Source organism: Streptomyces sp. NPDC048361, from assembly GCF_040651795.1.
In the GTDB taxonomy this organism is placed as follows: domain Bacteria; phylum Actinomycetota; class Actinomycetes; order Streptomycetales; family Streptomycetaceae; genus Streptomyces.
The window spans coordinates 25,907-44,494 of the sequence record NZ_JBEZKW010000021.1 but is presented as its reverse complement, the minus strand read 5'-3'; the positions used below and the strand labels follow the sequence as shown (position 1 = coordinate 44,494).

Below are 18,588 nucleotides of genomic sequence, written 5' to 3'. Positions count from 1 at the left end.
CGGCTACGCTCCGGAGATGGACTCCAGGCGCCTGCTCCGTACTTCAGCCATCGCCGTCGCGACCACCGGCCTGCTCATCTCCGGCTGCTCGTCGGGCAGTTCGTCCACCTCCGCGACGGCCGCCGCGCACACCGCGGCGGACGGGAACCCGGCCGGCGCGCCGAGCGCCGAAGAGCTCGCCCCGTACTCCTCGCAGAAGCTGAGCTGGCGGGCGTGCGGAGTCGGGAAGTTCGAGTGCGCCACGATGAAGGCGCCGCTCGACTACGCGAAACCCGCCGGCGCCTCCATCAACCTGGCGGTGGCCCGGGTCAAGGCGACGGGACCGGGCAAGCGGATCGGATCGCTGCTGGTCAACCCGGGCGGGCCGGGCGGCTCGGCGGTCGGCTACCTCCAGGCGTACGCGGGCATCGGCTACCCCGCGCCGGTACGAGCGCGCTACGACATGGTGGCCGTCGACCCGCGCGGGGTGGCCCGCAGCGAGCCCGTCGAATGCCTCACGGGCCGGCAGATGGACGCGTACACGGAGGTCGACCAGACCCCCGACGACGCGGCTGAACAGACGGCTCTGACCAAGGCGTTCAAGGAGTTCGCCGCCGGTTGCGAGGCCAAGTCGGGCAAGGTTCTGCCCCATGTGTCCACGGTCGAGGCGGCCCGCGACATGGACCTGCTGCGGCAGGTGCTCGGCGACGAGAAGCTGCACTACGTCGGTGCCTCGTACGGCACGTTCCTCGGTGCGACCTATGCCGAGCTGTACCCCGCCCGCACCGGCCGGCTCGTCCTGGACGGCGCGATGGACCCCTCCCTCTCCGCCCTGGACATGAACCGGGACCAGACCGCGGGCTTCGAGACGGCCTTCAAATCCTTCGCGACGAACTGCGCCAAGCAGAAGGACTGCCCGCTGGGCACCGGGTCGGTCGAGGATGCGTCGGACCGGCTCCGCGCCTTCTTCAAGGCCGTCGACGCCAAGCCGATCCCCACCGGCCAGAGCCGCAAGCTGGGTGAGGCCCTCGCCACGACCGGGGTGATCGCCGCGATGTACGACGAGGCGGCGTGGCCGGAACTGCGCACGGCCCTGGCCCGCGCCATGAAGGGCGACGGGGCGGGGCTGCTCACGCTGGCGGACTCGTACTACGAGCGCGACGCGAGCGGGAAGTACGCGAACCTGATGTTCGCCAACGCCGCCGTGAACTGCCTGGACTCGCCGCCGTCCTTCTCCGGCCCCGCCGAGGTGACCGCGGCCCTGCCTTCCTTCGAACAGGCGTCCCCGGTCTTCGGCGACGGCTTCGCCTGGTCGAGCCTTAACTGCGCGTACTGGCCGGTCAAGTCCACCGGCACCCCGCACCGCATCGAGGCCAGGGGCGCCGCCCCGATCCTCGTCGTCGGCACCACCCGCGACCCCGCGACCCCGTACAAGTGGGCCCAGTCCCTCGCCGACCAGCTCTCCTCCGGCACCCTCCTCACCTACGAGGGCGACGGCCACACGGCATACGGCCGCGGCAGCGACTGCATCGACACCGCGATCAACACCTACCTCCTCGACGGCACCCCGCCGACCAAGGGAAAGCGCTGCTCATAACCCCCGCAGCCCCGACCGGGGCCGGCCCGGGACCTGGTCGGGAGCACTCCAGAAACTGTGTAGACTTGGCGACGCTGCTGCCGCACCATGGTGCGCAGAGCGGTGCCGCCTTAGCTCAGTTGGCCAGAGCAACGCACTCGTAATGCGTAGGTCTCGGGTTCGAATCCCGAAGGCGGCTCTGTGGAAGCCCCAGGACTCACTCGCCGTGACCTGGGGCTTTTGCTTTTGCTGGATACGTCGGCGGTGCCGCGCACGGGCGGGCGGCGGTCACCCGTCCCCGTATCCGTCCCCAGCCCCCGTCCCAGTTCCCGCCGCAGTCAGGGCTCGGGCGCGGTTTCCGCGCCGACAGGGACGCTCTCCTTCGCGGCGCGCACGGCCTCCGGCCGCGTCCCGCCCGCAGGAACGCCCTCACGGTCAACATCACCCAGGGCCGTACCGAGTTCCGTGTGGTCGGCACCGTCGACGGGCCGGGCTACTACTTCACCGACGGCTTCGCCGCGCGGCAGCAGCCGGGCGTCGGGGCCCTCGCACTCCTCACCGACCAGGGCACGTCCGCCGACGCCATCAAGGCGCGGGCCGTCCGCGCCGTGGGCGACCAGGGCACAGTGGTCTCCGGCGCGGCCCGCGCCGCACTCCAGCCGGCATACGTGGAGCACAAGCGGTTCCTCGGCACCCAGCTCATCGGAGCCATGGCCATGCTCGGCCTGTTCACCACCGTGTTCGTGGTCGCGTCCATGCTGGTCCTGGCGACCGTGCTGCGGCGCCGGGAGATCGGCCTGCTGCGCATGATCGGTGCCTCTCCGCGCCAGGTACGCCGGATGATCCTGGGCGAGGCGGCCCTCATCGGTCTGCTGGGCGCGTCGGCCGGCTGCGTGGCCGGCGTCGCCGCCGCTCCGCTGCTCCGCACCATCCTGCAGCGCCTCGACGTGACACCGCCCGAACTCTCCGTAAAGGTGACGATGTGGCCGCTGCTCACGGCGGCCGCGATCGGAGTCGGCGTCAGCGTCAGCGTCCTGGGGGCCTAGTCGGCCGGCCGGACGGCCGCACGGGTCGCGCCGATCGAGGCGCTGCTGGACAGCCGGGCGAACAGCGCAACGATGAGCCGCCCCCGCTGGATCGGCGCACTGACCGTACTCGGCCTCGGCGTGGTGCTCGCGATCGGGCCGCCACGGCCGGCGCCGGCACCCGGGTCACCCTGGCGCTCTTCGCCACCATGGTGCTCATCGTGGCGGCAGCACTGCTCGCCCCGGTGCTCGTCGGCCCCGTCGGACGGGCGCTCACCACGCCCTTCACGAGGCTCCGTTCCGCCACCGCGCTTCTGGTACGGGCGGGGCGGAACTGAGCGCCAACTCCCGCCGGGCGGCGTCCCTCGCGGCCCCGGTGATCGCGGCGGTCGGATTCGCAGTCCTGCTCAGCGGCATGGTCGACACGATGCGCGTGGCGTACCCGGCGGGCGACGCGCTCCAGCTCACGGGACAGGTCGTCGTGACGCCCCGGACAAGACCCCGGGCAACACTGACGAGGTGGTCGCCGCCAACCCGGTGGGCAAGGCCGCACTGCCGATCCGGGCCTTCGTCCGCGACAAGGACGGCACGCTCACCTTCATCGACGCGCTCGGCTCACGCGACGTCCGCTGGAACACGCCGGGCCAGGCGGTGCTCGGCGAGAAGACGGCGGACTTCCTCGGGGTGACGGCGGGCGACGAGTACGCGGTGCGGTTCGCCGACGGCGCCACGGCGAAGGTGCGCATCGCCCGTGTCCTGCCGGGCGAACCCCGCCCGAGGCGACTTCGTGCTGCCCCGTCAACTGGTACGCGAGCACGACCCGGCGGCACTCACCGACGACATCTTCGTCCCGGCGGAATCGAAGCCCGCCTCCGTCGTGTCCGGCACGGCAGTGCACGACGCGGTGCGGTTCGCACTCGACGACTACGCCACCGACGCGAAGCTGACCGAAAGCCTGGCCGTCATGCTGATCGTCATCACCGTCGGCTACAGCGGGATCGCCGTCGCCAACAGCATGGCCATGACCGCGCACGGCCGGCGCCGCGACTTCGCCGTGATGAAGTCGGCCGGCGGCACGGTACGCCAGCTCCTGATGGTCTCCGTCGCCGAGACGTTCCTCGTCGTCACCGTGTACGCGGCCCTGGGCATCCTGGTGACCCTGGCCCCGCTGACCGCCATGGCGTCCGGCCTGTCCCAGACGACCTCCGCGCAGGTCGGGCTACACCTGAACCCGCCCACCCTCGCCGCCGTGACCCTCGGCTCCCTGACACTGGCGACCACCGCGACCGTGGCCGTCACCTGGCGGACCATGCGGCGCGAGGGGGCGTAGGGGGGGCAGGGGGGCAGGGGGTAGGCGGTCCTAGCTGTACTGGCCGGCGGAGGCGGTGTGCCGGCGGCGGAGACGACGTGGCCCGCGGTTCCGGGCGGGAGCCGGAGGCCCGCCCAGGCGAGGCTGCCGCCCGTCGTTCGCCCCCGTTTACGGTCGGCAGTGGCCAACCAGCGGCATACCGATGGCCATCCGGTGGCCGGCTACCCGGCGCCCCCGTGCTTCTTGGTGACGTGGGCTTGCCACGCCCAGCGGGCGGTGGCACCGACGAGAAGCGCGAGGAGGACCGCTCCCCAGTCGACGACGTGGGGGAGGCCCGGGAAGAACGCGAAGAATGCCAAGGTCGCCGCGGCGCCGACGGCGAAGGCAAGGATGCCGGCACGGCGGCGCTTGCCCTCCCAGGCGGGGTCGCGCGGGGTGGGATCGCTGGTCATGTGCGGCTCACTTGGTGATGTGGTGACACTGGACAACCCGCCGTGCGCCGTTGACATTGAGGTGGGCGCACGCCTTGCCGTAGTGGGGGAGCTTCTGCGGGCCGTTGTTCCTCATCGGGTCGACCTTGCACTCGTAGTGAGTTCTGCCGCGCGAGGTGCGGTACGTCCTGTTGTTGGTGTCCGCGTAGCTGAAGTCGATGCGCCAGTTGCAGAAACCGGCATTGAGGGCGCCGACGAATCCGCAGTCCACGCCCGCGTTCTGGTAAGTGATGCTTCTGCCGCCACCGCGGATGATGTGGGTGAACATGCAGCCCGTCGGAATCTTCATGGTGACCCCTCCGACCCCGTAGTCGAAGGACGCTACGGGCGCGGTGCCGACGGCGCCGGCGTATGCCGGCGAAGGGGGTAAGACGCGAGTGCGGCGGCTGTGGCGAGGGTGGCGACGGTTCGGGCCTGGAAATGGTTGCCCACGGGAATTCCCTCCGACGTAGTGATTCTCAGGGCCGGGGAACTCCGAGCCGCTCCGAGGTTCTGCGCCGAAGAGCTGATCACCGCGATGAGTGATCAACGGATTGAGGGGCTGACCAGCCGTGACTGTCCGTCCGGGTGACACCCCATCAAGGAGACCTCGCTGTACGTTCCGTACCCGAGGGGAACCACACGGAGGATGCGGGTGGTGGCGAGTGCGACACCGCGTATCTGCTGTACGTGCCGGCGTGGACCGCGCAGTGCTGGAAGCACGGGCCGTTCCGCAGTCGGCCCGGTGCGGGGCGCGGCGCGGCGCGGCGACCGCAGTAACTCAGAAGGTTCTCGCCGGGCCCGCCGGGGAGGTCCCGGCAGGGAGAGGTAACTGGGGCGCTTGGTGCGGGAGTTCGGATGGACGCCGGTGGCGGCAATGGCGCCGGCGCCGGCGCCATTGCCGGCCCAAGCCAACCGCCCGCAGATCGAGTCAGTTCGACGGGGGCGAACCCCTCTCGTCGGCCTTGATGTCGAAGTTGACCTGATCATCCGCGACCGACGTCACCTTCACCGTCACGCCCAAGGTGCTTCCGTCGTCCGCCGTGAGGGTGCAGCGCGAGGTGGTACCGACCTTGCCCACAAGGTCCTCGGGGCAGGTGACATGGGGCTTCGGCTGCCCCGTCGTGGCGGCCAGCTTCTCCGCGACAGTGTCGGCGACCTTCGCCGCGGACAGCTTCGGCGTGGACCTGCCTACCTCGACAGAGGCCGAGCAGCCCAGAAGCAGCGTGCCTGCCGCGACGGCGGTGACGGCGGCGAGGAACGATATGCCTGTGGGCATACGGGTTGTGAGCATCGAGAACTCCTGGTCGGCGGCCCGGCGCAAGGCAAGCCAAAGCAAGCCAAGCAGGGCAAGCGGGCGGTCGGCATGACCGGAGGAGCGTACCGTCGCGGTGCCGAGCGCCACCGGGTCACCGGCACCACCGGGCCGCCAGGGCCACGGGCGCCCAGAGCCACCAGGGTCACTGGTCCGCCGGCGCCACCGGTTCTACCGGGCCGCCAGGGCCTCGGGCCACCAGGGCGTCGGGCCACCAGGCCCACTGGCCCTACCAGGGTCACCGGCCCCCCGGCGCCGCCAGCGCCCCGGCGCCACCAGACCCACCGGCCCGCCACCGTACGTCCCTCACCGCACCCCCCTGATCCGCCCCACCAACACCGACCCGCCCACCCCGATCGCCCCCGCCAGCGCGTACAGCGTTCCGTAGCCGCCCAGGTGGGTCACGATCGGGGCCGCGATCGCCGGGGCCAGGACCTGGGGCAGGGCGTTGGCTATGTTGATGACGCCCAGGTCCCGGCCGCGGTCGGCGGCGCTCGGCAGGACGTCGGTGAGGAGGGCGAAGTCGACGGCGGTGTACACGCCGTATCCGACGCCGAGCACCAGGGACGCCACCACCGCTCCGGTCCATGTCTGCCATACCGCGAGCAGCAGCGTCGCCGCCGCGATGACGAGCCCGGACCAGACCACGAACACCTTGCGCCGGCCCGTACGGTCCGACCAGATGCCGCCGATCACCACCGTACCGAGCAGCGTGACCGCGTCGAGCGCCGTCAGGATGAGCACCCCGGTGCCCGCGTCGCCCGCGTAGTGCACCGCGTCCGACAGGTAGTACAGCAGGTACATCGTGCTGATCGAGTACGACAGGTTCATCAGGAAGCGGGTCAGCCACGCCCACCCGAAGTCCGGGAAGCGGCGCGGATCGATCCAGAAGCCCCGCACGAACTGCACGAACTCCCGCCAATGGAAAGGAACGTGAGCCCCCGGCAGCACCACGGCATCCCTGCGCATCAGTACGTACGGGACGATCGCCAGGAGCGAGAAGGCCGCGCACGCCGCATAGCCCGCCGCGATGCCGCCCGCCACCGTCGCCAGCGCCGTACCCACCAGAATGCCGACCACCTGGGACACGCCGAGCCAACCGCCCACCAGCCCGCGGCGGCGATGCGGCACCTGGTCCGGCACGGCGGCCGTCAACGCGGCGAACGACGCGTTCAGGGCCAGCTGCACCAGGCACCAGCCCGCCGCCATCACCGCGACGTTCGGCGCCCACGCCAGGACCAGCAATCCGGCCACCCCGCCCGCTCCGCCCGCCACGACCCACGGGATCCGGCGTCCCACCCGCGCCGTCGTACGGTCGGACAGCGCGCCGAACACCGGGTTCGCCACCATGGAGACCGCCGCGCCAACTCCCGTGACCAGAGCGAGCGTTGAGGCCTTGTGGTCGGGCGCGAAGTGCTCTGCCTGGCGGGCCAGGAGCAGTTGCAGCGGGCCGAACCAGCCGACCCACACCCCGAGGTTGGCCAGCGCGAGTGCCCCCACCCAGCGCCCGCCCGGCTCCCTCTGCGAGCCCGGGCCCAATTCCGAACCCTCCGCGCCCACCACACCCTCCGCGCCCACCACACCCTGCGTGCCCTTCGTACCCTCCGCCGGTGCGTCCAGGACCCCTGTCTCAGACTCCGCACTCACCGCGCGCCCCGGTGGACAGTCCCGGGCACCGCTCTCACCGAGCCTCCCCGTGGACAGTCCCGCGCTCCGCACTCACCGAGCCTCCCCGTCCGGGCCCGTACGGCTGTCCCGGGAGCCCGTACGGCTGTGCCGGATGACATCCCGGTACCACGCGTACGAATCCTTCGGCGTGCGCGCCAGGGTGTCGTAATCGACGTGGACCAGGCCGAAGCGCTGCCGATACCCCTCCGCCCACTCGAAGTTGTCCAGGATCGACCAGATGAAGTAGCCGCGCACGTCGACCCCGTCCGCCATCGCCCGGTGCAGGGCGCGCAGATGGCCGTCGTGGTACGCGATCCGACGGGCGTCGGCCACCCGGCCCCCGGCCGCCGGGTCGGGCCCCTCCCCGTACGAGCAGCCGTTCTCGGTGATCATCAGCGGGGGAAGCGCATCGCCGTACCGGTCGCGGAAGGCGACGAGCAACTCGTGCAGCCCCTCCGGCACCACGGGCCAGCCGAAATCCGTCCGCTCACGGCCCTCGATCTCGTACAGACCGAACGGCAGATCCGGCGGAAGCGCGATCCCGGCGAGGCTGGTGACGGCGTCCGGCCTCGGAGCGCCCACCAGCGCCGGGTTGTAGTAGTTGATCCCGTACCAGTCGAGAGGCGCGGCGATCACCTTCAGATCCTCGGCCACGGGGCCCGGCATCAGCGACGCCAAGCCCTCGTCCGGGTAGGCGCCGGTGAGGATCGGGTCGGCGAAGAGGCGGTTCATGAGCATGTCGTACAGCTCGGCCGCGCCCCGGTCCTCGTCCGTGTCGCCGGCCGTCCACACCGGGCTGTGCGACGAGGCGATCCCGATCTCCCGCGCACCGGCCGCCCGCAGCGCTTCAACTGCCCTGCCGTGCGCGAGGAGTTGGTGGTGCGCGGCGGGCAGCGCCTCGAAGACGAGACGCTTGCCGGGGGCGTGCTCGCCGAGCCCGTACCCGAGGAGGGTGACCTCGGCCGGCTCGTTGAGGGTGATCCAGCGCGGCACCCGGTCGGCGAGCCGCTCCGCGACGACCGAGGCGTACGCGGCGAACCGTTCGGCCGTGTCCCGCTCCAGCCAGCCGCCGCGCTCCTCGACGGCGAGCGGAGTGTCCCAGTGGAACAGGGTGGGTACGGGGGCGATCCCGGCGGCACACACCTCGTCGACGAGGCGATCGTAGAAGTCGAGCCCCCGTTGGTTGACGGGGCCCGCGCCCGTCGGCTGCACGCGCGACCAGGAGAGGGAGAACCGGTAGGCGCCGACGCCGAGCCGGGCCATCAGCGCGACGTCCTCGCGGTAGCGGTGGTAGTGGTCGGTGGCCACGTCCGCGTGCGAACCGTCCTTGATGCGGCCCGCCTCCCTGGTGAAGGCGTCCCACACCGAAGGCCCCCGCCCGTCGGCGTCCACGGCCCCCTCGATCTGAAACGCGGAGGCGGACACGCCCCACAGGAAACCGGGCGGGAAGGCGGGCAGCGGCGGCAGGGACGGCTGAGGAGGTATGGGCGGCTGCGTGGGCGGCGTCATGGGGGAACTTTTGGGCCCGGTGATGGGCCCTGTCAATGGAAAGTGAACAACTTTCATGTTCGCGGGGCGGGGCGGTCACGGCAACCGTCCGTACGGTAACTCGCGTGTAGGGAGTGTCCGATGGCCGATGGCCGGCGACCGGCGACCCGCGACCGATGTCCGATATCGGATATCGGATGTCAGATGGTGTCCGCCCACTCCCGAGGAGTACGACCGTGCAGAAGCCCACCGCCACCCGCTACCTCTACCTCGCCCGGCACGGCGACGCCGGCCACGAAGGGCCCGTGCTGACCGAGGCGGGGCGGCGCCAGGCCGGGCTGCTCGGGCGGCGGCTCGCCGGGGCGCCGCTGGCCGCCGTGCACTACGGCCCGCTGGGCCGGGCCGCCGAGACCGCACGGCTGATCGCCGCCGAGCTGGACGGGGTGGCCCCGGCGGAGGCCGCCTGGGCGGGAGACTACGTACCGTACTGGCCGCAGCGGGCCGAACTCCCGCCCGCCCACGCCGACGGCATCCTGGGATTCCTCGGCGATCCCGAGCCGGGGGAGCGGGAGTTGGGGGACGCGCTCCTCAAGGAGGCGGTGGCCCGGTGCACCGGGCCCGTGGAGGGGACCGAGCCGCGCCACGAGCTCGTCGTCACCCACACGTTCCTCATCGGCTGGCTGGTGCGTGCCGCGCTCGACGCACCCGGCTGGCGCTGGGCCGGGCTCAACCACGGCAACGCCGCCCTCACCGTCATCCGGTACGCCCCCGGCCGGCCCGCCTCCGTCCTGCTCTACAACGACATGGCCCATCTGCCCGCCGCGCTGAAGTGGACCGGATACCCCGAGCAGTTCACGGCCGAGTTCGGGCAGTTCGCGGTGTGAGCGGGCACCCGGGGCGGGGCGGGGTGGGAGCTCCTTCTCGCCACCGAGCAGTGCGCGTTGAGGGCCGTCCCGCTGAGGGGACCACAGGGCCTACGGCGCTGAGGGGACCTCACTCACCACCAAGAACGGAATCGCGCTTTGCATACCAGCGAAGCGAATCACGAATTCCCTCTTCGATGGTGAACTCGGCCTTCCAGTCGAGCAGTTCCTCGGCGAGGGTACTGGCCGTGAAGGCCCCGACTGCATCCCCGGGGCGACGTCCCGTTTCCCTGACCGGAAGCTTCTCCTCGGTCACTGACTCGAATGCCGTAACGAGCTCACGCACCGTGGTGCCCTGGCCGGTACCCAGGTTGATCACGCGGTACGAAGTGTCGCGGGTGACATCGTCAAAATGCACCAATGCCTTGATGTGGGCCTGTGCAAGGTCCCACACGTGGATGTAATCGCGGATCCCGGAGCCGTCACGCGTAGGCCAATCAGTACCGGTGATGGTGAACGATTCGCCAGCGTGATGGACATCGATCATCTTGCCCAGCGCATGAGTGGGCCGACGGATCTGAAGCCCAGTGCGCAGCTGCGGGTCAGCGCCGATCGGGTTGAAGTAACGCAACGAGGTGACCCGCAGCATGTCCGCGGCCGCGATGTCCTGAAGGATCGTTTCGAAGACGGCCTTCGTACGGGCGTAAGGACTGCTGATCTCCAGAGGCGAGTTCTCGTCCACGGAGAATGTCGCCGGGTCCGACTTGTAGATGGAAGCGGAAGAACTGAACAGGAACTTACGGCAGCCGCTACGGATGACGTGCTCAACGAACTGGATACCCTTGGCTACGTTCGCTTGGTAGTAGTTGAGGGGATCCGAGACCGAGTCGGGCACCACGATAAGCGCGGCACAGTCGATTACCGCGTCGATGTCTGGATGGTCGGAGAAGATTCGATCGACAATCTGGCCATCGCTGATGTCACCCTCGTAAAAGACTCGACCCTCAACGAACTCACTACGACCAGTGACGAGGTTGTCCAGGATGACCGGTTGAATCTCATGGTCGAGACAGGCCGAGGCGATAGTACTGCCGATGAAACCGGCGCCACCCGCAATAAGAATCTTCATGGTTCCTCCCCTTGTCTTTGCTTGCCTTGGCGCCCTCAACGAGAGCCGGCCGGCGCTCATGCGCTTCGGCACGCAGGTCACCCTAAGGGTTCTCCCAGGGGGCCCCTGGGGTGGTGGTTGGTGCTGATTGGGCGCTGAGGAGGTCCGCGGCTATGGACGGCTATGGACGGCTATGGACGCGGGGGCGGAGGTTCGGCCCGGGTGGTGACGCGTGCCCGGGGTGGTTCGGCTCGGGTGGGTGTGGCGTGGTTGAGCGGTAGGGCGCGGGGTGGCCGGCGGCCGGGGCGGTTCAGCTGCGGGGGTGGCCGGCGGCCGGGGCGGTTCAGCAGCGGGGGTGGTGGGCGGCCGGGGCTACTTCGCGTCCGAGTAGCGTTCCACGATCGCCGTCGTGAAGGGGAACCGCACCGGTGTGTCCCCGAAGGTGATCCGCCCGGCCAGCTCGCCGGCCTCGCGGATCGCCTTCGCCACGGTGTCGGCCTCGTCGGCGGGACAGTGCACGATCACCTCGTCGTGCTGGAAGAAGACCAGCTCGGCCCGGAGCCCGGCCGCGGTGATCGCCTGGCGCAGTGCGGCGAGCAGGAGCAGCGCCCAGTCGGCGGCGCTGCCCTGCACCACGAAGTTGCGCGTGAAGCGGCCCCGCGCCCGGGCGTCGCGCGAGGCGTAGCCATACGTGAACTCGCCGCCCGCCGCGCCGGGTTGGGGCTCGGTGTCCTGGGGGATGCCCGCCTCGTCGGCCTCGCCCGCGCCGAGCGCCGGCGGGCTGGTGCGGCCGAGCCAGGTGCGGACCAGGCGGCCCTCCTCGCCGGCCTTCGCCGCGTCGTCCACGTACGCCACCGCGAGCGGGAAGCGCCGGCGCAGTGCCGCCAGGTTCTTCAGGCCGTCACCCGAGGTCTGGCCGTAGATCGCGCCGAGCAGCGCCAGCTTGGCGTGGTTGCGGTCGCCGGAGAACGCCCGGTCGGACAGCGAGGTGTACAGGTCGCCGTCGTGGCCCGCCACCTCCATCAGGCCGGGGTCGCGGGAGATCGCGGCGAGCACCCTCGGCTCCATCTGGTCGGCGTCGGCGACGACCAGGCGCCAGCCCTCGTCCGCGACGACCGCCTGCCGTATCACCTTGGGGATCTGCAGGGCGCCGCCCCCGTTGGTGGTCCACCGGCCGCTGACCGTGCCGCCCGGCGTGAACTCCGGGCGGAAGCGGCCTTCGCGCACCCAGTCCTGCAACCAGCTCCAGCCGTGCGCGGTCCAGATCCGGTACAGCTTCTTGTACTCGATGAGCGGCTCGACCGCCGGGTGGTCGAGCTCGGCCAGCTCCCAGCGGCGGGTCGACTTGATGCGCATCCCGGCCTCGGCGAACGCCTTCACCACGTCGGTCGGCAGGTCCGGTCTGACCCGGCGCCCGAAGGCCGCCGACACTTGGTCGGTGAGCTCGGCGAGACGGCGCGGCTCGCCGCCGCCCCCGGTGCGCGGCGACCCGCTCGCGTAGCGCTCGCCGAGCAGCTCGTCCAGGAGCTCGCGGTGCACATCGGCGCGCCAGGGCAGCCCCGAGCGGTGCATCTCGGCGGCGACCAGCATCCCCGCCGACTCGGACGCGGTCAGCAGCCGCATCCTGGCGGGGTGCTCGGCACGGTCGTGGCGGCGCTGCTGATCCGCGTACACCTCCAGGAGCGCCGCGAAGGGCAGGTCGGCGGTGGAGCGCGGCTCGAACTCGAAGAGGGAGGACTGCGAGCCCGGCTCGGCGGCCCTGGGCGGTGGGTCGGGCGGCACGGGCCGGTTGCGCAGCCGGGCCCACGCGGCCGCCGCGGAGCGGGGCTCGCCGTACCGGCCCTCGTGGCCGAGCAGCAGCAGCTCGGCGTCCTCGGTGTCGTAGCACCGCTCGATGCGGGCGCCCGCGGCGAGCAGCCGGGGGTAGATCTCGGCGGTGGAGCGCCACACCCAGCGGCCGACGTGCGGGCGCGCGAGGACGGCTGCCGCGAGGTCGGGCTCCTCGCGCGGCTCGCCCAGCGGCAGCCCGTCGTCCCCGAGGGGTGCGAGCCGTGCCCCGCCGCCCTCGGTCGCCTCGATGGCCCACCGATCCCACCGTTCGTCCACGCGATCGAGTCTGGCACCCGCCACTGACAACGGCCCGTCACTGACGACGGCCCGTCACTGACGACGGCCCGTCACTGACGACGGCCCGTCACTGACAACCGCCCGTCACTGACGACGGCCCGTCACTGACAACCGCCCGTCACTGACAACCGCCCGTCACTGACAACCGCCCGTCACTGCCAATGGCCCGCCACCGCGGCCGGGCGCGTCCGCGGTTCGCCGGGGTCGCACGGGGCCGCCGCGGCCCTGGGTCCTCAGGGGTGGGACCGCGGGTCGCCGGCTACGCGCCGAGCCGCGCTTGCGGGGCGTGGCGGGTGGGGCAGCTCGGCGTCGCGCTCCCGGGGCCTGGCGCACAGGGCCACGCGTCCCCGCGGCCCCGCACTCACGCCACCGCGTGCAGCAGCGCCGCCGCCTCGCCGCGTGAGCTGACGCCCAGTTTGGCCAGGATGTTCGCGACATGGAACTTCACCGTCGACTCGCTGATGTGCAGCGCCTCGGCGATCGTCCGGTTGCGGTGGCCCTGGGCGAGGTGGCCGAGTACCTCCGTCTCGCGCGGGTGCAGGCCGGCCAGCGGTTCGGCGCGCGGACCCGGTGCGGTGCCGAGCGGCAGGGTCACGGTGGCGGTGGTGCCCCAGCCGGGCAGCGCGTCCACGGCGAGGGTGCCGCCGAGCGCGGCCAGGCGCTGGGCGACCCGGCGGGTGTCGAGCGCGGCGCGCGCCGACTCGCCCGGTCCGTCGTCCCGTACGGCGGCGACCAGGTGGCAGTCGGCGATCCGCCAGCGGACGTGGATGCGGTGCACGCCGTCCTGCGCGGTCATGGCGAGCACCAGGGTGCGGACCGCGGCGCGCGCCAGGTGGGCGACGTCGGCCGGTACGGCCGTCTCGGCGGTCTCCGCCTCCGGCGGCGCGAGCTCCAGGCGCATCGCGCAGTGACGGAAGAGGGGGTGCAGGGAGTCGGCGAGCCGGGTGAAGGCTTCGGCCGCCGGTTCCTCGGTGAGCTTCTGGTCGCGGTCGGCCGTGGCGCGCAGCGCGACCAGCGCGGATCCCGCGAGGTCGACGGCGCGGTCCCGGGCCGCCCGGTCGTCGAGGCTCCGGCTGCGCAACACCCCGAGCAGGGCGGTGAGGGTGGCTTCGTGTGCCTCACCCAACTCGGTGATGACGCGGGCCCGTTCGGCCGCGGACGCCCGTGACTGGGCGAGCGCGCCCGGCACCGCCTCGATGTAGATGCGGGCGCGGTGTCCGGTCGCCAGGTCCCACAGGTGCTGCACGGTCGCCGCGTCCGCTTCGCCCAGCGGGGGCCCCGGCGATGTGCGTACGAGGACGAGCAGCGGCGGCCGGCCGGCCATCGGAGCGGCCTCGCTCGCGGCGGCGACCACGTCCCGTTCCGTGCCGCCGAGCACGGCGGCACCCTGCCACACGTGGCCCGGTGTGACGAGCGCGCCGAGCGCCTGGAGGTCGGCCGCGGTGATCCCCCGGGCCGCCGCCTCGCCGTGCACCTTGAACGGCGAGTGGCTGCAGTGCCCGGAGAGCTCGGCGGCGACCGTGTGCGAGAGGAGCGGGGCGATGGCCGCCGAGAGCGTCGGCAGGATCTCGTTCATCGGGCCGCACACCAGCTCCGCGGCCCGGGCGAGCGCGAGTGCGAGGGCGGCGGGGGCCATGGCCGGGTGGGCAGGCATCGGCTTGCCGGGGACGGCGCGGGGTGTGCTGCGGCTCGTGCGGGGCTCCATCGCCCCAGCGTACGGTCGGCGCGGCCGTCCGTGCCCCGTCCTTCGGCCAGGTCGAACCAGCCGTAAGACGGGCCTTGTTGGGCCCGGTGGCGGCGGAGGGTGGAGGTCAGGACGCAGAGGCCGCCGAGGCCGGCGTGGTGAACGATGCGAGGAGTGCTGTGATGGAAGCGATCGTGTACGAGCGGTTCGGCGGGCCCGAGGTGCTGGCCCTGGGCGAGCGGGACACGCCGCGCCCGGGCCCCGGCCAGGTGCGGGTCAAGGTGATCGTGGCGGGCGTCAACCCGGTCGACTACAAGGTCCGCAACGGCTGGATGCAGGGGCAGTTCCCGGTGGACTTCCCGGCCGTCCCGGGTCTGGAACTGGCCGGCGTCGTCGCGGAACTGGGCGAAGGCGTCACGGAGTTGACGATCGGTGACGAGGTGTTCGGGCACGCCGACTCCGGCGCGTACGCCGAGTACGCCCTGGCCACCCATGTCGTACGCAAGCCGGCCGCGCTGTCCTGGGAGCAGGCCGTCGCGCTGCCCATCGCGGGCGAGACCTCCGAGCGGGTCCTGAACCTGCTCGAACTGGGCTCGGGTGAAACCCTGTTGGTGCACGGAGCGGCCGGGGTGACCGGTTCGGTCGGCGTGCAGCTCGCGGTGGCCAGGGGGGCCACGGTGATCGGGACCGCTGCCCCGGACAACCATGCCTTCCTGCGCGAGCTGGGCGCGATCCCCGTCGCGTACGGGCCCGGCCTGGTCGAGCGGGTGCGCAAGGTCGCCCCTCAGGGCATCGACGCGGTGTATGACGCGGCCGGCAAGGGCGCGCTGCCCGATTCGGTCGCGCTGCGCGGCGGCACCGCATCGCGCATCGTCACCATCGCCGACACGGGCGCCGCCGAGTTCGGTGTCGTCTTCAGCGGCGAGATCGCACGGGACCCGCGTCCGGTCTTCACCGGCCATGCCCGCCTGGCGGCCGCGGGCAGGCTCCGCGTCCGTCACGCCGAGACGTTCCCGCTCGCCGACGCGGCGAAGGCCCTGGAGCTGAGCGAGGGCGGTCACGTCAAGGGCAAGCTCGTCCTCAAGCCGTGAGGGAAGCCATGAGGGAAGCCATGAGGGAAGCCGTGGGGGAAGCCGTGGGGGAAGCCGTGAAGGCTCGCTCCGGCGGCACACCCGACGCGGCTCACCCGACGCGGCTCACCCGACGCGGCTCACCCCACGCGGCTCACCCCGTGACGCTCACCCCGCCACGGCCCCCGCGCGATAGCGCCCCGGCGTCGTGCCGTACTGCCGGCTGAAGGCGTGGGAGAGGGCGTACGGGGTGCTGTAGCCGACGCGCCGGGCGATGGAGTCGAGCGCGTCGGGGGTGGTGCGCAGCAGCGCCGCCGCCCGGGTCAGCCGCCACCAGGTGAGGTACGCCATCGGCGCGCGCCCCACCAGGGCGGTGAACCGGCGCGCCAACGTGGCCCTGGACACGCCCACTTGGGCGGCGAGGGTGTCGTTGCTCCAGGGCCGCGCCGGGTCCTCGTGCAGGGCGTGCAGGGCGGCGGCCACCGCCGGGTCGTGCAGCGCGGCGGGCCAGCGCGAGGTGGTGCTGTCCGTCATCCAGGCCCGGACGAGATAGACGAGCAGCAGGTCGAGCAGGCTCGGCAGGGCGATCGCCGCGCCCGGCCGGGCGGAGCCGACCTCACGCCCCAACAGGTCGATGGCGGCGCGCAGTTCGTCGTGGCGGCCGGCCCGGTTCGGGATGTGCACGACGTCCGGCAGGTCGGCCAGGAGGGGATGGGTGTGGCGCCGGTCGAGGCGGTACTTGCCGCACAGCAGCTCCGTATCGCCTGCTGTGGCACCGGAGTTGGCGGCGGCGGTGCGGGACCACTGGGCGAAGTCGACGGCCCGGGCGAGGGTCGCCGTGTCCGCGGGGCGGTCGGCGATGACGTGTCCGCTGCCGTGCGGGAGCAGCACCGCGTCGCCGGTGTTGAGGGCGAGCGCCGTCCCGCCCTCGGTCAGCATCCAGCAGCCGCCCTCCAGGACGACGTGGAAGCCCGCGCCCTCGTACGGGTCGAGCCGGGCGCACCACCGGCCGCCCACCCGCAGCCTGGTGGAGGAGGGCCGCCCCACCCGTACCGCGGAGATCGCGTCGCTCACCAGGTCCATGCGGCCAGCCTAGCGGTGACGCGTCGAGCCGGTGAGGCGTTCGCGTATTCAGGTGAGCCGAGAGAGCATTGGGCGTCTCATGCCGGCTGTCTAGAGTCGTACCGACGGACAGTGAGCGGAAGGCGGCAGGGCATGCGGAGCATCACGCTGGGCGAGGTCGAGATCATCCGGGTCGTGGAGTGGGAGGGCACCTTCGGGTCCGCCCGAGCCATCGTGCCCGAGGCCGGGATCGAGGCGTGGAAGGCGGAAGAGGAGATGCTCGCGCCGCATTTCTGGGAGCGCGACAGCGACCAGTGGATCGGCGCCCTGCAAACGTGGGTGCTGCGCAGCGGCGGGCGGACCGTGCTCGTGGACACCGGCGTCGGCAACGGCCGCGAGCGGCCCAGCATGCCGATGTTCCACCACCGGAACACCGATTTCCTCGGCCAGTTGGCGGCCGCGGGGGTGCGGCCCGAGGACGTCGACGTCGTCGTCAACACGCATCTGCACGCCGACCACGTCGGCTGGAACACGGTGGCTGCGGGCCCCGGCGCGTGGGTGCCCGCCTTCCCCAACGCCACCTACCTCATGCCGGCCGCCGACCACGCCCACTTCGACCCGGCCAACGGCCGCGACCTGCGCGTGGACGACGTGGAACTCTTCGAGGACAGTGTCGCGCCCGTGGTGCGGGCCGGGCAGGCCGTGCTGTGGGAGGGCGAGCACCGCATCGACGACAACCTCGTCCTGGAGGCCGCGCCGGGGCACACCCCGGGCTCGTCCGTGCTGCGGCTCGCCTCGCGCGGCGAGCGGGCCGTGTTCGTCGGCGACCTGCTGCACAGCCCCGTGCAGATCGCTCATCCGACGCACAACAGCTGCTTCTGCGAGGACGAGACGCTGGCCGCCGCCACCCGCCACCGCATCCTGGGCCGCGCGGCCGACGAACGCGAACTCGTCGTGCCCGCGCACTTCGGCGGGCCCGGCGCCGTCGAAGTGCGCCGCGAGGGAAGCCGGTTCGCGGTCCAGGCGTGGGCCTCCTGCACCGCGTAACGCGGAGTGGGCGTCATTCAGCGCGTAGCGCGGGGTGGGCGTCATGCACCGCGTAACGCGGCCTGGCGGCCCCCCCCAGCGCGTAACGCGGCCCGGGCTGCTTCCTACAGCGCGTAACGCGCGCCGATCTCCCAGGCGCCGTGCAGCGCGCCCGCGAAGGCGGCCGCCAGCTTGTGCTCGCCGCCGGGGCTCGGATGCGTACCGTCGTAGGTGTCGGTGCGGATGTCGTACGTGTCGGGGACCGCGGCGAGCAGCAACGGCGAGGCGGCCGTGTCGAGGTCGGCGACGGCCTTGGCGAGCAGCACGTTGAAGCGGTCCACCTCGGCGGCGAACGGGGCGTCGTCGCGGGCCCGGATGTTGGGGATGACGGGCAGACACACCATGCGTACCCGCGGGTTGGCGGCGCGCGCGCCCGCGACGAACGCGCGCACACTGGCGGCGGTCTGCTCGGCGTCCGTGTAGAACCCGAGGTCTATCAGGCCGAGTGAGACGAGCAGGACGTCGGCCCGGCTCTCCGCGACGGCCGGGCCGATCAGCGGCGCCATGTGCAGCCAGCCCTCGCCCCAGCCCGCGAGGTGACGGCGGGCCGCGGCCGGGAAGTCGGGGGCGGCGTACTCGTGCGAGACGGGCGCCCCGGCCGCCGGGTCGTACAGCGCGGTGCGCGGCCCGACGATCTCGTAGGCGCCGTGCAGCGACGTTTCGAGGTGGCGCCACATGCGGTAGCGCCAGGTGAAGTCGCCGGGGCACCCGATGGTCATGGAGTCACCGACGAAGAGAAAACGCATGGGGGTCATCAT

At 72.2% G+C, this 18,588-nt stretch carries 16 protein-coding genes and 1 tRNA gene; 7 read left to right on the top strand and 10 right to left on the bottom strand.

The genetic code is table 11. From position 1 onward, the window contains the following. The first annotated feature begins 16 nt into the window (after positions 1–16). The 4 genes from AB0D31_RS14840 to AB0D31_RS14825 all read left to right on the top strand — a co-directional run bounded on the left by AB0D31_RS14840 (position 17) and on the right by AB0D31_RS14825 (position 3,910). Positions 17–1,576 (top strand): alpha/beta hydrolase, encoded by a 1,560-nt coding sequence (locus AB0D31_RS14840; RefSeq protein WP_362722012.1) that lies wholly within the window; start codon positions 17–19, stop codon positions 1,574–1,576. Positions 1,577–1,680: 104 nt separating this feature from the next. After that, a tRNA-Thr gene (locus tag AB0D31_RS14835) sits at positions 1,681–1,754 on the top strand. Between the two features lie 268 nt (positions 1,755–2,022). Continuing rightward, positions 2,023–2,601 carry an ABC transporter permease gene (locus tag AB0D31_RS14830; protein ID WP_362722010.1) on the top strand — a complete coding sequence of 193 codons (579 nt, stop codon included), beginning with the start codon at positions 2,023–2,025 and terminating at the stop codon, positions 2,599–2,601. Positions 2,602–3,331: 730 nt separating this feature from the next. Further along, complete coding sequence (locus tag AB0D31_RS14825; RefSeq protein WP_362722008.1) at positions 3,332–3,910, top strand: ABC transporter permease; 579 nt, start codon at positions 3,332–3,334, stop codon at positions 3,908–3,910. Between the two features lie 200 nt (positions 3,911–4,110). Here AB0D31_RS14825 and AB0D31_RS14820 read toward each other — a convergent pair whose 3' ends face one another. The 5 genes from AB0D31_RS14820 to AB0D31_RS14800 all read right to left on the bottom strand — a co-directional run bounded on the left by AB0D31_RS14820 (position 4,111) and on the right by AB0D31_RS14800 (position 8,851). Continuing rightward, on the bottom strand, positions 4,111–4,341 hold the full coding sequence (locus tag AB0D31_RS14820) for a hypothetical protein (protein WP_362722005.1): 231 nt from the start codon (positions 4,339–4,341) through the stop codon (positions 4,111–4,113). 7 nt (positions 4,342–4,348) lie between these two features. Continuing rightward, positions 4,349–4,669 carry a hypothetical protein gene (locus AB0D31_RS14815; protein ID WP_362722002.1) on the bottom strand — a complete coding sequence of 107 codons (321 nt, stop codon included), beginning with the start codon at positions 4,667–4,669 and terminating at the stop codon, positions 4,349–4,351. A gap of 621 nt (positions 4,670–5,290) precedes the next feature. Next, positions 5,291–5,653: a DUF4333 domain-containing protein gene (locus AB0D31_RS14810; RefSeq protein ID WP_362722161.1), complete on the bottom strand. Its 363-nt coding sequence runs from the start codon at positions 5,651–5,653 to the stop codon at positions 5,291–5,293. 327 nt (positions 5,654–5,980) lie between these two features. Further along, positions 5,981–7,213 carry an MFS transporter gene (locus AB0D31_RS14805; RefSeq protein ID WP_362722159.1) on the bottom strand — a complete coding sequence of 411 codons (1,233 nt, stop codon included), beginning with the start codon at positions 7,211–7,213 and terminating at the stop codon, positions 5,981–5,983. 180 nt (positions 7,214–7,393) lie between these two features. Next, complete coding sequence (locus AB0D31_RS14800) at positions 7,394–8,851, bottom strand: GH1 family beta-glucosidase (RefSeq protein WP_362721999.1); 1,458 nt, start codon at positions 8,849–8,851, stop codon at positions 7,394–7,396. Between the two features lie 215 nt (positions 8,852–9,066). On the opposite strand from AB0D31_RS14800, the gene AB0D31_RS14795 reads away from it, so the two are divergent. Then, positions 9,067–9,714, top strand: a complete 648-nt coding sequence (locus AB0D31_RS14795; RefSeq protein ID WP_362721996.1) for a histidine phosphatase family protein — start codon at positions 9,067–9,069, stop codon at positions 9,712–9,714. A 109-nt stretch (positions 9,715–9,823) separates the two neighbouring features. Here the strand turns inward: AB0D31_RS14795 and galE are convergent, their stop codons facing one another. The 3 genes from galE to AB0D31_RS14780 form a co-directional block, all read right to left on the bottom strand. Further along, positions 9,824–10,822 (bottom strand): UDP-glucose 4-epimerase GalE, encoded by a 999-nt coding sequence (galE, locus tag AB0D31_RS14790; protein WP_362721994.1) that lies wholly within the window; start codon positions 10,820–10,822, stop codon positions 9,824–9,826. Between the two features lie 351 nt (positions 10,823–11,173). Then, positions 11,174–12,907, bottom strand: coding sequence for a bifunctional 3'-5' exonuclease/DNA polymerase (locus AB0D31_RS14785; RefSeq protein WP_362721992.1), 1,734 nt, complete (start codon positions 12,905–12,907; stop codon positions 11,174–11,176). Positions 12,908–13,289: 382 nt separating this feature from the next. Then, entirely contained in the window at positions 13,290–14,633 is a 1,344-nt protein-coding gene (locus AB0D31_RS14780) for a LuxR C-terminal-related transcriptional regulator (RefSeq protein ID WP_362721989.1), read from the bottom strand. Between the two features lie 161 nt (positions 14,634–14,794). On the opposite strand from AB0D31_RS14780, the gene AB0D31_RS14775 reads away from it, so the two are divergent. Then, positions 14,795–15,703, top strand: coding sequence for an NADP-dependent oxidoreductase (locus AB0D31_RS14775; RefSeq protein WP_362721986.1), 909 nt, complete (start codon positions 14,795–14,797; stop codon positions 15,701–15,703). 147 nt (positions 15,704–15,850) lie between these two features. Here AB0D31_RS14775 and AB0D31_RS14770 read toward each other — a convergent pair whose 3' ends face one another. After that, entirely contained in the window at positions 15,851–16,765 is a 915-nt protein-coding gene (locus AB0D31_RS14770; protein WP_362721983.1) for an AraC family transcriptional regulator, read from the bottom strand. Positions 16,766–16,897: 132 nt separating this feature from the next. Here AB0D31_RS14770 and AB0D31_RS14765 point away from each other — a divergent pair, with 132 nt between their 5' ends. Then, the gene (locus AB0D31_RS14765) at positions 16,898–17,791 is read left to right on the top strand and encodes an MBL fold metallo-hydrolase (protein WP_362721981.1); all 894 of its coding nucleotides are present in this window, start codon (positions 16,898–16,900) and stop codon (positions 17,789–17,791) included. A 104-nt stretch (positions 17,792–17,895) separates the two neighbouring features. Here the strand turns inward: AB0D31_RS14765 and AB0D31_RS14760 are convergent, their stop codons facing one another. Continuing rightward, positions 17,896–18,576 (bottom strand): GDSL-type esterase/lipase family protein, encoded by a 681-nt coding sequence (locus tag AB0D31_RS14760; protein WP_362721978.1) that lies wholly within the window; start codon positions 18,574–18,576, stop codon positions 17,896–17,898. Positions 18,577–18,588: the final 12 nt, after the last annotated feature.

What these genes read in the sequence shown, in the direction of transcription:
- AB0D31_RS14840 (WP_362722012.1), top strand. Translation starts at nt 17, where the DNA reads ATGGACTCCAGGCGCCTGCTCCGTACTTCAGCCATCGCCGTCGCGACC.
- AB0D31_RS14800 (WP_362721999.1), bottom strand. Translation starts at nt 8,851, where the DNA reads ATGACGCCGCCCACGCAGCCGCCCATACCTCCTCAGCCGTCCCTGCCG.
- galE (WP_362721994.1), bottom strand. Translation starts at nt 10,822, where the DNA reads ATGAAGATTCTTATTGCGGGTGGCGCCGGTTTCATCGGCAGTACTATC.
- AB0D31_RS14770 (WP_362721983.1), bottom strand. Translation starts at nt 16,765, where the DNA reads ATGGACCTGGTGAGCGACGCGATCTCCGCGGTACGGGTGGGGCGGCCC.
- AB0D31_RS14820 (WP_362722005.1), bottom strand. Translation starts at nt 4,341, where the DNA reads ATGACCAGCGATCCCACCCCGCGCGACCCCGCCTGGGAGGGCAAGCGC.
- AB0D31_RS14765 (WP_362721981.1), top strand. Translation starts at nt 16,898, where the DNA reads ATGCGGAGCATCACGCTGGGCGAGGTCGAGATCATCCGGGTCGTGGAG.
- AB0D31_RS14815 (WP_362722002.1), bottom strand. Translation starts at nt 4,669, where the DNA reads ATGAAGATTCCGACGGGCTGCATGTTCACCCACATCATCCGCGGTGGC.
- AB0D31_RS14775 (WP_362721986.1), top strand. Translation starts at nt 14,795, where the DNA reads ATGGAAGCGATCGTGTACGAGCGGTTCGGCGGGCCCGAGGTGCTGGCC.
- AB0D31_RS14780 (WP_362721989.1), bottom strand. Translation starts at nt 14,633, where the DNA reads ATGGAGCCCCGCACGAGCCGCAGCACACCCCGCGCCGTCCCCGGCAAG.
- AB0D31_RS14810 (WP_362722161.1), bottom strand. Translation starts at nt 5,653, where the DNA reads ATGCTCACAACCCGTATGCCCACAGGCATATCGTTCCTCGCCGCCGTC.
- AB0D31_RS14760 (WP_362721978.1), bottom strand. Translation starts at nt 18,576, where the DNA reads ATGCGTTTTCTCTTCGTCGGTGACTCCATGACCATCGGGTGCCCCGGC.